Origin of the sequence: Bifidobacterium callitrichos DSM 23973 (genome assembly GCF_000741175.1) — a bacterium.
Lineage (GTDB): Bacteria > Actinomycetota > Actinomycetes > Actinomycetales > Bifidobacteriaceae > Bifidobacterium > Bifidobacterium callitrichos.
The window spans coordinates 238,051-253,197 of the sequence record NZ_JGYS01000001.1; the positions used below are offsets into that span (position 1 = coordinate 238,051).

At 65.6% G+C, this 15,147-nt stretch carries 10 protein-coding genes and 2 pseudogenes; 9 read left to right on the forward strand and 3 right to left on the reverse strand.

The features are described 5' to 3' along the window. Positions 1–214: 214 nt before the first annotated feature. The 8 genes and pseudogenes from BCAL_RS13015 (at position 215) to BCAL_RS13625 (ending at position 8,828) form a co-directional block, all read left to right on the forward strand. The gene (locus BCAL_RS13015) at positions 215–424 is read left to right on the forward strand and encodes a hypothetical protein (protein ID WP_152600272.1); all 210 of its coding nucleotides are present in this window, start codon (positions 215–217) and stop codon (positions 422–424) included. Between the two features lie 133 nt (positions 425–557). Continuing rightward, positions 558–2,234 carry a potassium-transporting ATPase subunit KdpA gene (gene kdpA, locus BCAL_RS01195; RefSeq protein ID WP_043163689.1) on the forward strand — a complete coding sequence of 559 codons (1,677 nt, stop codon included), beginning with the start codon at positions 558–560 and terminating at the stop codon, positions 2,232–2,234. Position 2,235: 1 nt separating this feature from the next. After that, entirely contained in the window at positions 2,236–4,410 is a 2,175-nt protein-coding gene (kdpB, locus tag BCAL_RS01200) for a potassium-transporting ATPase subunit KdpB (RefSeq protein WP_043163691.1), read from the forward strand. A 135-nt stretch (positions 4,411–4,545) separates the two neighbouring features. After that, complete coding sequence (locus BCAL_RS13885) at positions 4,546–4,845, forward strand: potassium-transporting ATPase subunit C (RefSeq protein ID WP_274518240.1); 300 nt, start codon at positions 4,546–4,548, stop codon at positions 4,843–4,845. Then, positions 4,770–5,081, forward strand: a pseudogene (locus BCAL_RS13890) (potassium-transporting ATPase subunit C); the annotation flags it as partial. The gene BCAL_RS13885 and the pseudogene BCAL_RS13890, both read left to right, overlap by 76 nt. Before the next feature lie 122 nt (positions 5,082–5,203). Then, on the forward strand, positions 5,204–8,092 hold the full coding sequence (locus BCAL_RS01210; RefSeq protein WP_081887167.1) for an ATP-binding protein: 2,889 nt from the start codon (positions 5,204–5,206) through the stop codon (positions 8,090–8,092). Beyond that, positions 8,092–8,366: pseudogene (locus BCAL_RS13620) on the forward strand (response regulator); the annotation flags it as partial. The gene BCAL_RS01210 and the pseudogene BCAL_RS13620, both read left to right, overlap by 1 nt. Positions 8,367–8,597: 231 nt before the next feature. Beyond that, positions 8,598–8,828: a winged helix-turn-helix domain-containing protein gene (locus BCAL_RS13625; protein ID WP_238549587.1), complete on the forward strand. Its 231-nt coding sequence runs from the start codon at positions 8,598–8,600 to the stop codon at positions 8,826–8,828. Here the strand turns inward: BCAL_RS13625 and BCAL_RS01220 are convergent. After that, the gene (locus BCAL_RS01220; protein WP_043163695.1) at positions 8,818–10,626 is read right to left on the reverse strand and encodes a bifunctional ADP-dependent NAD(P)H-hydrate dehydratase/NAD(P)H-hydrate epimerase; all 1,809 of its coding nucleotides are present in this window, start codon (positions 10,624–10,626) and stop codon (positions 8,818–8,820) included. The genes BCAL_RS13625 and BCAL_RS01220 overlap by 11 nt on opposite strands. A gap of 212 nt (positions 10,627–10,838) precedes the next feature. Here BCAL_RS01220 and BCAL_RS01225 point away from each other — a divergent pair, with 212 nt between their 5' ends. Then, positions 10,839–12,440 carry an ABC-F family ATP-binding cassette domain-containing protein gene (locus BCAL_RS01225; protein ID WP_043163697.1) on the forward strand — a complete coding sequence of 534 codons (1,602 nt, stop codon included), beginning with the start codon at positions 10,839–10,841 and terminating at the stop codon, positions 12,438–12,440. Positions 12,441–12,479: 39 nt separating this feature from the next. On the opposite strand, the gene BCAL_RS01230 is transcribed toward BCAL_RS01225, so the two are convergent. Next, entirely contained in the window at positions 12,480–13,355 is an 876-nt protein-coding gene (locus BCAL_RS01230; protein WP_043163699.1) for a hypothetical protein, read from the reverse strand. A 183-nt stretch (positions 13,356–13,538) separates the two neighbouring features. Further along, complete coding sequence (locus tag BCAL_RS01235) at positions 13,539–15,146, reverse strand: ABC transporter ATP-binding protein (RefSeq protein WP_238549575.1); 1,608 nt, start codon at positions 15,144–15,146, stop codon at positions 13,539–13,541. Position 15,147 lies beyond the last annotated feature (1 nt).

The window sequence follows — 15,147 nt, forward strand, 5'->3', positions numbered from 1 at the left end:
GGGGGATGTCCGACGACAGCCAGACGTCCCCGCTGATCACATACCTATATATACGCGATGCAGCGGCCAACGCGAGGGTGGCCTAAGGTAAACGGACACGGGGAACTACGTTGACCAATGGCGTTAGCAAAGCGTTAGCGAATCGCCATGCGTCGTTGTTGCGGTCGTATGTAACCCGTAAAAACCGTTTCATCTCCTTCACATTCCCAATAGCATGAAGAGCTGTAATGACCCGACGGTGATGTCTGACCGCTCTGCACAGCCTTACGGCTGCGTTGCGGGGTGGGAAGGTTCAGCACCGTCGGGTTTGTTCAATGATAAGGAGAAAGACATGCCCTGGTGGGTAGATGTTGCCTATGTCGTGGGCACGATCGTCATCTTCGTCCTCTTCGATCTGTTCGGAAAGTGGGTTGACAAGCTATGATGACGTTCTTCACCGTGCTGGGTGTTGTGCTGGGAATCGTGGGAATCGCCTACATGATCTATTCCCTGTGCCGTCCCGAGAAATTCTGACAGGCCCTTAAGAGAAAGCAGTCTAGGGAACAAAGGTTCATCACATGGTATATCTTTTTGCGATCATGGCATTCGCGCTGATTGCCATCATCCTGGCGGCGATCTACAAGCCGCTGGGCGACTACATGTACAACGTGTTCACGTCCGACAAGGATCTTTTCTTCGAGAAGTGGATCTACAAGATCATCGGCGTGGATTCCAAGAAGGGGCAGACCTGGAAGGCGTATCTGCGCGGTCTGCTTGGCTTCTCCCTCATGAGCGTCCTGGTGCTCTACCTGCTCCAGCGCGTGCAGCAGTGGCTGCCGTTCTCGCTGGGCTTCCCGAACGTCGAAGGTCCGCTTGCGTTCAACACCGCGGCCTCGTTCGTCACCAACACCAACTGGCAGTCCTATTCGCCTGATGTGACGCTCGGCTACACCGTCCAGTTCGCCGGCCTCGCCGTGCAGAACTTCGTCTCCGCCGCCGTCGGCATCGCCGTGTCGATCGCCCTCGTTCGCGGCTTCGCCTGGCGCAAGTCCGAGACCATCGGCAACTTCTGGGTCGATCTGACCCGTGGCACGCTGCGCCTGCTCATGCCGATCTCCATCGTCATGGGCATCATCCTCATCGCCCTCGGCGTCGCCCAGAACTTCGCCGGCTTCGTCGACGTGAACACCATCGCCGGCGGCACCCAGAAGATCATGCAGGGCCCGGTCGCCTCCCAGGAGGTCATCAAGGAGCTCGGCACGAACGGTGGTGGCTTCTTCAACGCCAACTCCTCGCACCCGTACGAGAACCCGAACATGTGGACCAACCTCATCGAGATCCTCCTCATGCTGTGCATTCCGGTCGCGCTCACCCGCACCTTCGGCCGCATGGTCGGCGACGTGCGCCAGGGCTACGCGATCCTCGGCGCGATGGTCATCCTCTTCGGCGTGAGCTTCCTGTGCGTCGTGACCGCCGAGTCCTTCTCCAATGACGCGATCGTCAACCTGACCGGCGGTTCGATGGAAGGCAAGGAGACCCGCTTCGGCATCGTGTGGTCCGGCCTGTTCGGCACCACCTCCACCTCCACCTCCACCGGCGCCGTCAACTCGATGCACGATTCGTACACGGCACTGGGCGGCATGATGTACATGCTCAACATGATGCTCGGCGAGGTCTCGCCGGGTGGCGTGGGCGCCGGCCTCTACGGCATCCTCGTGATGGCCGTCGTCGCCGTGTTCATCGCAGGCCTCATGGTCGGCCGTACGCCTGAGTACATCGGCAAGAAGATCGGTCCGCGCGAGATGAAGATGGCCTCGCTGTACTTCCTCGTCATGCCGATCACCGTGGTCGTGGGCGTCTCGCTGAGCTTCGCCCTGCCGTTCGCACGTCAGTCCATCTTCGACACGTCGCTGAACAACTCCGGCAACCACGGCTTCTCCGAGGTCGTCTACGCGTTCACCTCCGCCGCGAACAACAACGGTTCCGCGTTCGCCGGCATCACCGCCGACACCCCGTGGCTCGACACCGCGCTGGGTCTGGCCGTGCTGCTCGGCCGCTTCCTGCCGATCGCCCTGGTGATCGCTCTGGCCGGCTCGCTGGCCAAGCAGGACAAGGTGCCGGTCACCGCCGGCACGATGAAGACCGACAACGGTCTGTTCGTCATCCTGCTCGTGTTTGTTATCGTCCTTATTTCCGCGCTGACGTTCTTCCCGACGCTTGCTCTGGGACCGTTGGCAGAAGGTTTGGTGGCGTGATATGACTTCCGCAACTGCGAACGACGTCACGAACGACGCGACTTCCCTCGCGAACGACGTCAAGAATTCCAACAACCAGTCCCTCGGCGTGATGCTCGGCAAGAGCCTGCCGAACGCGTTCCGCAAGTTCGACCCGCGCAACATGTGGCACAACCCCGTCATGTTCATCGTGTGGGTGGGCGCCGCGTTCCTGACGCTGCTCGGCATCTGCCAGCTGTTCGACGCCTCGCTGACCAACGGCGAGCCGGTCTACTTCACGTGGATCGTCGCCATCGTCCTGTGGGCCACCGTGCTCTTCGCCAACCTCGCCGAGGCCGTGGCCGAGGGCCGCGGCAAGGCGCAGGCCGACGCGCTGCGCAAGACCCGCACCACCACGCCGGCCCGAATCGTGCGCGGCTACGACGAGAAGAACGATCCGGACGTGCAGGGCCCCGAGAAGGGTGAGGGCCCGGCCTACATCGAGGAGATCCCGAGCTCCGATCTGAAGCTCGGCGACGTGGTCGTCGTCTCCGCCGGCGAGCTGATCCCGGGTGATGGCGACATCATCTCCGGCATCGCCTCCGTCGACGAATCCGCCATCACCGGCGAGTCCGCCCCCGTCATCCGCGAGTCCGGCGGCGACCGTTCGTCCGTCACCGGCGGCACTCGCGTGCTCTCCGACCGCATCGTCGTGCGCATCACCCAGAAGCCTGGCGAGAGCTTCGTCGACAAGATGATCGCCCTGGTCGAAGGCGCCAACCGCCAGAAGACCCCGAACGAGATCGCCCTCGACGTGCTCCTGAGCTCCCTGACCATCATCTTCCTGGTCGTCGTGCTGTGCATCAACCCGCAGGCCTCCTCCGTCAACGCCTCCGTGAGCCTGACGGTCCTCATCTCCCTGCTCGTCTGCCTCATCCCGACCACCATCGGCGCCCTCCTGTCCGCCATCGGCATCGCCGGCATGGACCGTCTGGTCCAGCGCAACGTGCTCGCCACCTCCGGCCGTGCCATCGAGGCGGCAGGCGACGTGACCACCCTGCTGCTCGACAAGACCGGCACCATCACGTACGGCAACCGTCAGGCCTCCGAGTTCCACGCGCTGCCCGGCATCGACCACGACGAGATCGTCAAGGCCGCCGCCCTGAGCTCGCTCGCCGACTCCACCCCTGAAGGCCAGTCCATCGTGGCCCTCGCCAAGACCGAGGGCTTCGACCTCGACGAGGTCCCGGGCGCCGTCTCCGTTCCGTTCACCGCCGAGACCCGCATGTCCGGCCTCGACCTGCCCAACGGCGACCGCATCCGCAAGGGTGCCACCTCCGCCGTCGAGGCGTGGATCGACAAGGAGGGCGGCAACATGTCCTCCGAGGTGCGCGATGCGCTGCACGACCGTGTGGCCGCCATCTCCGGCCAGGGCGGCACGCCGCTCGTCGTCGCCGAGCAGAACGCCGCCGGCGTGGCGCGCGTCCTCGGCGTCGTCCAGCTCAAGGACGTCGTCAAGGCCGGCCTCAAGGAGCGTTTCGCCGATCTGCGCAAGATGGGCATTCGCACCGTCATGGTCACCGGCGACAACCCGCTGACCGCCAAGGCCATCGCCGCCGAGGCCGGTGTCGACGACTTCATCGCCGAGGCCAAGCCCGAGGACAAGCTCGCCTACATCAAGAAGGAGCAGGCCAGCGGCCAGCTCGTCGCCATGACCGGTGACGGCACCAACGACGCCCCGGCCCTCGCCCAGTCCGATGTCGGCGTCGCGATGAACTCCGGCACGTCGGCCGCGAAGGAGGCCGGCAACATGGTCGACCTCGACTCCGACCCGACCAAGCTCATCGACATCGTCGCCATCGGCAAGCAGCTGCTCATCACCCGTGGCGCCCTGACCACCTTCTCCATCGCCAACGATGTCGCGAAGTACTTCGCCATCATCCCGGCCATGTTCATGGAGAAGTTCCCGGGCCTCGGCGTGCTCAACATCATGGGTCTGCACAGCTCGCTGTCCGCGGTGCTCTCCGCGATCATCTTCAACGCGATCATCATCGTGCTGCTGATCCCGCTGGCGCTCAAGGGCGTCAAGTACCGCGCCGAATCCGGTGAGAAGATCCTCGGCCGCAACCTCAAGATCTATGGTCTGGGCGGCATCATCGCACCGTTCATCGGCATTTGGATCATCGACCTGTTCATCCGCCTGATCCCGGGCTTCTGATCGGTCCCGAGACACTAGGCAATTGAAGGAGCGAATGAAATGAATTCCTCGATGTCACTGAACCTGCGCAGCTACTGGGCCGGTTTCAAGGCAGTGATCGTCTTCACCGTCATCGTCATCGTCTACACGTTCGTGATGACCGGCGTCGGCCAGCTCGGCATGCCCGACAAGGCCAACGGTTCGATGGTCACCAACTCCCAGGGTGAGGTCGTCGGCTCGTCGCTGATCGGCCAGTCCTTCACCGACGAGAACGGCGACGCCCTGCCGCAGTACTTCCAGTCCCGTCCGTCCGCGGCCTCCGACCCGAACAAGGAGGAGGACAACCAGGCTACTACGCCGCCGCGTCGTCCGGCACCAACAAGGGCCACGCCGACGAGGACCTCATCAAGAGCACGACCGAGCTGCGCAAGGCCATCGCCAAGCGCGAGGGCGTGAGCGTCAAGGACGTGCCCGCCGACGCGGTGTCCGCCTCGTCCTCGGGCCTTGACCCGGAGATCAGCCCCGAGTACGCGGCCATTCAGGTCAAGCGCGTCGCCAAGGAGCGCGGTCTGAGCCAGGAGAAGGTCGAGTCGCTGGTCAAGAAGTACACCACCGGCCGCGGTCTCGGCTTCATCGGCGAGTCCACCGTCAACGTGGTCAAGCTGAACCTCGCACTCGATGAGCTCAAGTAGCCATTACGAGTGATCGACATCCTTCAGGGGTGATGGCGTGAGTGTCCGACGCCATCACCCCTGAAGGTGTTTTATAACGTATAGTCGAAGGCAACGGGATAAGGGGAAGGCGGGAAACGCATATGGCAGAGGCGCGAGGAACGTTCACGGTGCTGCTCGGCGCCGCGCCGGGCGTCGGCAAGACCTTCGCGATGCTCAAGGAGGGGCATCGCCTCAAGGACGAAGGCAAGGACGTCGTCATCGCACTGCTGGAGACGCACGGCCGCAAGAACACCGCCGAGGCGGCCTACGGACTCGAGATGGTCCCACGCAGGCACGTGCGCTATCGCGGCATGTGGCTCGACGAGATGGACCTGTTCAAGATCATCGAACGTCACCCGCAGGTCGCGCTCGTCGACGAGCTCGCCCACACCAACGTCCCCGGGTCCGTCCACGAGAAGCGCTGGCAGGACGTAGAGGACCTGCTCGACGCCGGCATCGACGTCATCACCACGATCAACGTCCAGCACATCGAATCGCTCAACGACGTCGTCCGTGAGATCACCGGCAGCACGCAGAAGGAGACCGTACCCGACAAGGTGCTGCGCTCCGCCTCGCAGGTCAAGCTCGTCGACCTGCCGCCCGAGGGCCTGCGCGAGCGTCTCTCCGCGGGCCTCGTCTACAAGCCGGACCGCGTCGACGCCGCGCTGAGCAACTACTTCCGTGTGGGCAACCTCACCGCACTGCGCGAGCTTGCGCTGCTGTGGCTCGCCGGCCGCGTCGACGAGACGCTCAACACGTATCGCACTGAGCACCACATCCGCGCCAAATGGGAGACCCGAGAACGCGTCATCGTCGCCCTGTCCGGCGGCCCCGAGGGCGAGCAGCTGCTGCGCCGTGGCGCTCGAGTCGCCCGTGCATCCGGCGGCGGCGACCTGATCGCCGTGCACGTCACACCCGAGGACGGTCTCGCCGGCTCCAACCCCGCCCTGCTGATCAAGCAGCGCGAGCTCGTCGAGAAGCTCGGCGGCACCTATCATCAGATCGTCGGCGAGGACATCGCCGACGCCCTGCTCGACTACGCGCGTGCCAACAACGCCACGCAGGTGATCGTCGGCGTCTCCCGGCGCGGCTTCCTCGCGCGGTGGTTCGGCCGTCCCTCGACCCCCAACGGGATCATCGAGAAATCCGGCGACATCGACGTCCACATCGTCACGCACACATTCGCGAACCGTGGTCTGGCAGGTCTGCGCATGCCCTCGAGGCACCAGTCGCCGATCGCCCTCGGACGGACGGTCGCAGGTCTCGTGTTCTCCGTACTATCCGTGCCGATCGCCGCATGGGTGCTCGCGAACTTCAGTTCGGTCGACTTCGCGCAGCGTGACGCGCTCATCCTGCAGCTGCTCGTCGTGATCTCGGCGGTCATCGGCGGATTCATCCCCGCGACGGTCTCGGCCGTGCTCAGCGGACTGGTGCTCGACTTCCTCTATACGGAGCCCATAGGCACCCTCCATGTGATGCACGCCTCGGACGTGGTCACCATCATCCTGTACGTCGTGGTAGGCCTCATCGTCTCCGCCGTGGTCGACCGCGCCGACTCCCATACGCGTCAGGCGCAGCGTGCCAGCGCCGAATCGGAGATCCTGGCTTCCGTGGCGGGCTCCGTGCTGCGCAGCGACGATCCGCTCGAGGCCATCGTGCACCGTACGCGTGAGGCGTTCGGCTTCAGCTGCGTGCGCGTCGTTCAGGACGGACACGTCATCATCTCCGACGGCGAGCCGGGCACGCTGTCCGACGAGGACGGCAAGGAGAGCGCGGGCTCCCGCGACTCCATCGCCGTCGAGGAGCCGGAGACCATCGCCCATGACGACCACGGTCCGGCCCTCAAGCTCTACGGCAGGTCGGTGGAGGCCTCCGACCAGCGCATGCTCATGGCCATCCTCTCCCAGATCGAGACCGTCATCGAACACAACGATCTCGAACGCAAGGCGCAGGAGATCGGTCCGCTCGCCCAGGCCGAGAAGATCCGCACGGGTCTGCTCAACGCCGTCAGCCACGACCTGCGCAGGCCGCTGGCCTCCGCCACGGCCGCCGTCTCCGGCCTGCAGCGCATGGGCGACACGATGGACGAACGCGATCGCGCCGAACTGCTCTCCGTCGCCTCCAATGGTCTGAACCAGCTGACCAAGCTCGTCACCGACCTGCTGGACGTCTCGCGCATCCGCGAGGGTGCGCTGCCGTTGTCGCTCGTCGCCACCGACGTGGGGGAGGAGATCATCCCCCTGTTCGACGAGCTGGGCATCGGTCCGTGGACCGTGGACCTCGACATCGCCCCCGATCTGCCGCTGGTGGTCGCCGATCCGCCGCTGCTGCGGCGCGCACTGTCGAACGTGGTGGTCAACGCGCTGCGCTTCACCCCGAAGAACAAGCGGGTGCGCATCGCCGCCTCCGCGTTCAACGGCGTGGTCGAGATCCGCGTCGCCGATCAGGGGCCGGGCGTACCGGACGACCGCAAGAACGACATCTTCCTGCCGTTCCACCGGCTCGGGGACACGGACAACAGCACGGGCCTCGGCCTCGGCATGGCGCTGTCCAAGGGCTTCGTCGAATCGATGGGCGGCTCCATCACTCCGGAGGACACTCCGGGAGGCGGACTGACCATCGTCATCACCCTGCGTGCCGCCGACCGCGTGCTGCGCGTCGGCCAGCTCATCCCGAAGAACGAGCGGCCCGACCCGTCGGACATTCTCGAGCAGGATACGCTCAAGGTGTCCGGAGCGGTCTCGGATGTGATCCTGCCGCTGCCCGGCAAGGGCAATTCGGATGAGCGCGGGCTCGACCGCTTCATCACCTACGGCATCATGCGAGGCGGGGGGAAGGATCGCGATGACGACAAACGGGCCTCGAGTTCCGAGGCCACAGAAAAGGACGCGAATGACGCGAAGAACGGCGCCCGGCGAGCCGACCGCGGCGAGGAGACCATGAAGAACACGACCGATCAGACCGATCACGGGAAAGGGAGCGACGCATGATGAAGATTCTGGTTGCCGATGACGACCCCCAATTCCTCAAGGCGCTGAAGATCACCCTGCATTCGCAGGGATACGACATCGTCACCGCACGTGACGGCGTCGAATGCATCACGGTTGCGGTCAAGGAGCATCCGGACCTGTTCGTCCTCGACCTCGGCATGCGAGGATGGACGGCATGGGGGTGATCCAGGGCGTGCGCGGATGGACCGAGGCGCCGATCCTCGTCGTCTCTGGCCGCACCGATGCGCGCGAGAAGGTCGCCGCGCTCGATGCGGGCGCCGACGACTACGTGACCAAGCCGGTGTCGATCGACGAGCTGCTGGCCCGTATCCGAGCGCTGCTGCGCCGCGTCGCCCTCGAGGGAGCGTCCGAAAGCGCGGCGCCCCTGACCCGTTTCGGTGACGTGACCGTTGACCTCAACGCCAAGGCCGTCTTCCGCGGCGGCTCGGGCAGGCAGACCCGCATCAGGCTCACGCCCACCGAATGGAAGGTGCTGGAGGTGCTGGTGCGCAACGCGGGCAAGCTGGTCACGCGTCAGGATCTGCTCACCGAGATCTGGGGAGCCCAGCATGTCAAGGACACCGGCTATCTGCGCCTGTACATCTCGCAGCTGCGCAAGAAGATCGAGCCGAACCCCGCCCATCCCCGGTATCTGAAGACCGAACCGGGAATGGGCTACCGTCTCGACATCGGCGGCACCGATGGTGCCTCGGAGGCTCCCGAGGCTAGCCGATGAGATCGGCGATCGAATCGGGGATGGCGTCGATCACGTCCGAGGCGACGATCGGATGGCCGATCGTGTTGAACCGGGCGGTGCGCGTCATGCCGAACAGCTCCGGCGTCTGCCAGCCGTACTGTTCCGACTCGCTGGCCAGCCCCGCTGCCATGCCGTGCAGATAGGCCGCGGCCGCGGCGGTATCGGCGACGAGCGCGGCGTCATAGGAGAGCGGGGCGTCCGTGGCGCCATCCAGATCATCATCCATCTGCGCGAGCAGCGCGCCGGTGATGCCGGCGAGCACATCACCGGCGCCGGCCGTCCCCAGCCATGCGGGGGCGCTGCCCGAAACCATCGGATGGCCGTCCTCGCCCACGACGATGGTCGCCGCTCCCTTGAGCAGCACCGTCGCACCGGTGCGCTCATGCGCCTCCACGGCGCATCTGAGCGGCTCGTGCTCCACCTGCTCGCGGCTCACGCCCAGCACTCGCGCCAGTTCGCCGGCATGGGGCGTGATCACCACCTGCGGCGAGACGCGGTCGGGCATGAGATCGAGCGCACCCGCATCGACGACGATCGGCGGCATCACCCGGCAGTCCGCGGCATCGACGGCGTAGTAGGCGAGCAGCGCCGCGATCGTCTGACGCTGGATGTCCTTCAACTCGGGGTCGCCGTCATTGTCCGGCACACCGGAACCCACCACCCACGACTGCACGTGGCCCTTGCCGATCACGGCCTCCGGCAGGGCGTTGAGCACCATGTCCTGCGCGCGTTCCGGGCCGAGATAGCGCACCATGCCGACGTTCGTGCGCGCCGCGGCCCTCGCCGTCAGCACCGCGGCACCCGGATAGCGCGACGATCCGGTGACGAGCCCCACCACGCCGCGCGAGTACTTCGCGTCCGTGACCCGCGGCAGACGGATCGCCTCGGCGGCCAGATCGCGCGACATCGCCTCGACCGACGGTTCGACGCCGTCGAGATCGAAACCGAAGTCGACCAGCGTGATACGCCCACAGGCGAACGTCGCCGGCGGCAGTATCGCGCACGGCTTCATCGCGCCGAACATCACCGTCTCATCGGCCGGAATGTACGCGCCCGACAGCGCCCCATCGTCCACGCCGACGCCGGAGGGGGTGTCCACCGCCAGCACCAGAGGGAAATCGACGTCGGCGTTACGGTTCGGCAGCGCCGGACGATCCGGCAGCGGGGAGGCGTCCTCGTCCTCGGCGGCATCGTCCCGGGACTGCGAGTCGTCCGCCGTCTCGTTCCTCCATGGCTTCATGCCCAGTGAGGCTGCGATCGCCGCGGGAATGCCGCGAAGATCGCCGGCGACGCCGATGCCGGTCATCGCGTCGATGATCAGATGGGAGCGGCGCGCCAGTCGTATGGCCGCCTGCAGTCGTTCGCCGGCCTCGCCCGCGGTGAATCCGGAGGAGCATCCGGGAATCTCGGCCTCGGGATCCAGTACCAGCACCTTGCCGCCGGCCTGCACGAATGCGGTGAAACCGGCGTCATGCAGCGCGCGTCCGGTAGCCACCGCGGTCACCTGGGCGCCCTCGTCGGCCAGTGCGGCCGCCGCGAACAGGCCGTCGCCGCCGTTGTCGCCGGAGCCCGCCAGCAGCGTGACCGCCGCGTCCTCGATGTCGACGTCCGCGTCGTCGAGCATGCGCGCGGCCACATGTGCGGCGGCGTTGGCGGCCATGCGCATCAGCGGCACGCCGTCGTCGAGCAGAGGTCGTTCCATGTCGCGCACGTCGGCGGTGGCATACGCGTTGTGCAGCAGGGTGTCGCGGCGTTCCGAATCGTTGCGGGTGTCCATGTGTGGCCTCCTTGACCATTCGATCCTTCGGGTCCAGTTTAGTCCGCATGGGGGCGGCGGGGTTCTCGCGTGTAGGGTGACGTGGTGTTGTTCTCGCCTTGCCGTTATAGTGGTTAGTCGGCAAAACGCCGGATACGGCGGTATGCGTGAGAACGACAACGGGCGCGATGGTTATTCGCGATGGTGATTCCAAGGAAAGCGGCAGGTGGGGTATGGCGATCGATGCACAGGGTCTGGAGATTCAGATCGGCGCGCGCACGTTGTTGCATCCCACCGACTTCCACGTCGCCAAGGGCGACAAGATCGGTCTGGTCGGCCGCAACGGCGCCGGCAAGACGACGCTGACGCGCGTGATCACCGGCGACATGCTGCCGACGTCGGGCAAGGTGCGCGTCTCCGGCAAGCTCGGCTACCTGCCGCAGGACACGCATGCGGCCGATCCGGAGCAGACCGCGCTCGACCGCATGATGAGCGCCCGCGACATCGCGACGATCATCGACCGGCTGCGCAAGGCGGAGAAGGAGATGACCGATCCGGATCCGGATGTCATGTCCAAGGCGATGAACCGCTATGACAAGGCCATGCAGGACTTCGAGAAGGCCGGCGGCTACGCGGCCCAGTCGGAGGCGGTCACCATGGCCGCGTCGCTGGGACTTCCCCAGGGCGTCATGGAGCAGAAGCTCGGCACCCTCTCCGGTGGTCAGCGCCGTCGTATCGAGCTGGCGCGCATCCTCTACTCGGATGCCGATACGCTGATCCTCGACGAGCCCACCAACCATCTGGACGCCGATTCGATCGAATGGCTTCGCGGATACCTCAAAAAGTACGAGGGCGGATTCCTCGTCATCTCCCACTCGACCGAGCTGCTCGACGAGGTCGTCAACAAGGTGTGGCATCTCGACGCGCAGACCGGCAGCATCGACATGTATTCGCTCGGCTGGAAGGCGTACCTGCATCAGCGCGTCGTCGACGAGGAGCGTCGCCGCCGTGAGCGCGAGGTCGCCGAGAAGAAGGCCGAACGCCTCATGAAGCAGGGCATCCGCCTGCACGCCAAGGCCACGAAGGCCGTCGCCGCGCAGAACATGATGCGCCGCGCCGAGAAGCTGCTCGAGAACACCTCCGAGGCGCAGAAGGCCGAGAAGGTCGCCGACATCCGCTTCCCCGAACCCGCCCCCTGCGGCAGGACGCCGATCATGGCCAAGGACATCTCCAAGGCGTACGGGTCGAACATCGTGTTCGCCGGCGTCAATCTCGCCATCGACAAGGGTTCGCGCGTCGTCATCCTCGGTTACAACGGCGCCGGCAAGACCACCACGCTGCGTCTTCTGGCGCACATCGAACAGCCGGACACCGGTTCGGTGGAGTACGGCCACGGCTGCAAGATCGGCTATTTCGCGCAGGAGCACGACACGCTCGACCTGGACGCCACCGTGTTGGAGAACCTCACGCACGTGGCCCCCGATCTCAACGACACGCAGGCCCGCTCCATCCTCGGCTCGTTCCTGTTCTCCGGCGACGATGCGTTGAAGCCCGCGCGCGTGCTCTCCGGCGGCGAGAAGACCAGGCTCGCCCTGGCCACGCTTGTCACCTCCCGCGCCAACGTGCTGCTGCTCGACGAGCCGACCAACAACCTCGACCCGGCCTCGCGCGACGAGATCCTCAAGGCGATCGCCAAGTACGAGGGCGCGATCGTGCTGGTCACCCACGATGAGGGCGCCGTCGAGGCGCTGAACCCCGAACGCGTGCTGCTCATGCCCGACGGCGACGAGGATCTGTGGAACGACTCCTACCTCGAACTGGTGGCCGAGGAGTAACGGGTAACGACCGGGCAGCCGCCGGGGGCGGCCGTTGATTCAGTCGAAGAAGCCGCTCGGACGGTTCCCGTTCCGATGCGGGGTGCGATGCGCGTACGTGAACACCTCCGATTCGCTCGGCTCGGGCTGACGCATCCAGGCGAGATCGCCGGCGACCAGCGGATCCTGCTCGTCGATGCAGGCACGCATCGCGTTGATGTCGCGCAGCATGCCCTCCTGCTCCGCGGCGTCGTCGTAGGTGCGCTGCGCGAGCGAGCATTCGACCTTGTCAAGGTAGGAGCGCTGCCGTTGCAGACGATCATGCCTCGACACGTCCTCGCACAGGGCTGCATACATCCGTTCCCGTCGGAAATCGTGTTTGGCGGCGGCAGAGCGTCTGCGCTCCTCGGCCGTTCTGCGCCTGACCTCGCGGCATCTGACCATCTCCCCGGTAAGCGCGTCGAACAGGTTCGGCACACGCGTCTCCACAGGCGTGTTGACGGTGTCCTTGCTGGTCTTGAGCCGATAGTGCGCCATGTCGCTGTCCACGCGGATCGTCATGACTCCGGTGGGTGCGAACCGGGTGGAACGCTGCGCCTTCCAGATCGGCGCGTCATCGGCCATGCGCCGATCCTCCAGCGTGCGCGTCTTGGCCTCGGTGCCATGGCGCGAACGCTCCGAAAGATGAAACGAGAGCATGTGCCCATCCTCGGTGCCCACGACGATGTGCGGCCATGACCACCTGGCCTGTTTCGCCTTGGCGAACAGTCGTGCGCATGGTTCCCGGACGGTGAACCCCCGGTCCAGCGCATGTCCGCCGATCGTCTCGATCAACGCCGTCGATCGTCCGATCAGGTCGGCGGACACATACTGATGGTCGACGTCGCGGCCGAACAGTTCGGACCATCGGCGGATGTTTTCGTCGCTCGCAGTCATGATGATTCCCTTTCCGTTCGAGGGTCTTGCGGCCGGCATGCCCGCCCCCATTGGCGGGACATGCCAACCACCATCCCACGCCGGCGCCGATGACGGCAAATCCTCCTCGCCCGTATGTGCACAATCACGTCGACGATGTGTATAACGTGATGCGCGTCGTCATCGCGGGAATCACGTGGCGGATCATCGCTGGTCGGACAGCATGACGATGCGGTCGCACCATCCGGCCGCCAGCTCCTCGTCATGGGTGACGACCAGCAGCGTGCGTCCACTGTCCGCCAGACGGCGCAGCAGCCTGCCGACCTGCTCCATATGCAGCCGGTCCAGACCGCTGGTCGGCTCGTCGAGGACGATGAGATCCTTGCCGCACATGAGCGCCGAACCGATCGCCACGCGCTGCTTCTGACCGCCGGACAGGCTCATCGGGTGACGGTCGGCGAACGCCGTCAGATCCAGCTCGTCGAGGATCGAATCGCATCGGGTCCGGGCGTCCGCGTCATCCTCGTCGAAGCCGAGCATGAGCTCCTCGCGCACCGACGCGGAGAACAGCTGATAGTTGACGTCCTGCATGACCATGAACCCCGCCCGGGTCAGTGCATGCGCGTTGGCCACACGCCCGTCGAGCTCGATCTGTCCACTCAATGGGCGCATCAGCCCCGTCAGCGTGCGCACCAGCGTCGTCTTGCCGGCCCCGTTGCGCCCCATCAGCCCGACGATCTGCCCGCGGTACAACGTCAGATCGTCGACGGCGCGTCTGAACGGCATGCTCCGGTCCTGAACGCCACGATGATCGCGTCCGTTAGCGCGTCCTGCGCCGGCAAGACCGAAACGCAGCCCCGTGCGGCGACGATCATGGCCGATGACCAGATCGCGCGTGCGCAGCAGCGGGACGCCGGACGCGCCGTCGGCGCCCCGACCTGATGCCGCCTCGGATGCGACAAGCCCGCGAACCCGCTGCCGGTACGGTTCCAGATCCAATGCGCGCAACCCCATGCCGGCCACCGTATCGGGGGAGAGCGCCAGAAACTCATCCGCCGCACACGAGCGGACGATGCGTCCGGACTTGAACACCACATACCGATCGGCCACGCCGTTGAGCCACGCAAGACGATGCTCGGCGACCAGCACCGCCACGCCATCGGCCTTCATCCTCGCGACCAGAAGCCGCATGTCGTCGATCGCCGACGAGTCAAGATTGCTCGTTGGCTCGTCGAGCACCACCAGACGTGGCTCGAGCATGTTTGCCGCGGCCATCGCGATGCGCTGACGCTGTCCGCCGGACAGGCGCAGCACGTCACGCTCCAGCAGGTCGGCCACGCCGAAGCGCTCGGCCACCTCGGACACGCGCCGGTTGATCTCGGCCGTCTCCATGCCCATGTTCTCGCACGGAAACGCCAGCTCGTCGGTCGAATTCGCGTTGAAGTACTGCGTCTTCGGATTCTGGAACACGCTGCCCGTCAACGGCGTCAGACGGTCGATCGGCACCTGCGTCGTATCGAGACCGCACGTCAGACACGATCCCGTGAACACGCCATGGAAGAACGAGGGGATCAACCCATTGGCCACACGGGTCAGTGTCGTCTTGCCGCAGCCGCTCCCGCCACACAGCACCACGCACTCGCCCGGGGCAAGACGCAGCGACGCATCATCCAATGCCGGAGGCGATGCGGTCTGTCGCGCGTCGGCGAACGCATCCGGCGGCACCTCGGCGGCATCGGCGGCGTCACCGGCATCGTAGCGGAACGACACCTCGCGCATGTCGAGCGCCGTTCTCGAAACGACATCGGCCATC

Excerpts from the sequence above, each read along its gene's own strand:
- BCAL_RS13015 (WP_152600272.1), top strand. The coding sequence starts at position 215 with ATGAAGAGCTGTAATGACCCGACGGTGATGTCTGACCGCTCTGCACAG.
- kdpA (WP_043163689.1), top strand. The coding sequence starts at position 558 with ATGGTATATCTTTTTGCGATCATGGCATTCGCGCTGATTGCCATCATC.
- kdpB (WP_043163691.1), top strand. The coding sequence starts at position 2,236 with ATGACTTCCGCAACTGCGAACGACGTCACGAACGACGCGACTTCCCTC.
- BCAL_RS13885 (WP_274518240.1), top strand. The coding sequence starts at position 4,546 with ATGACCGGCGTCGGCCAGCTCGGCATGCCCGACAAGGCCAACGGTTCG.
- BCAL_RS01210 (WP_081887167.1), top strand. The coding sequence starts at position 5,204 with ATGGCAGAGGCGCGAGGAACGTTCACGGTGCTGCTCGGCGCCGCGCCG.
- BCAL_RS01220 (WP_043163695.1), bottom strand. The coding sequence starts at position 10,626 with ATGGACACCCGCAACGATTCGGAACGCCGCGACACCCTGCTGCACAAC.
- BCAL_RS01225 (WP_043163697.1), top strand. The coding sequence starts at position 10,839 with ATGGCGATCGATGCACAGGGTCTGGAGATTCAGATCGGCGCGCGCACG.
- BCAL_RS01230 (WP_043163699.1), bottom strand. The coding sequence starts at position 13,355 with ATGACTGCGAGCGACGAAAACATCCGCCGATGGTCCGAACTGTTCGGC.
- BCAL_RS01235 (WP_238549575.1), bottom strand. The coding sequence starts at position 15,146 with ATGGCCGATGTCGTTTCGAGAACGGCGCTCGACATGCGCGAGGTGTCG.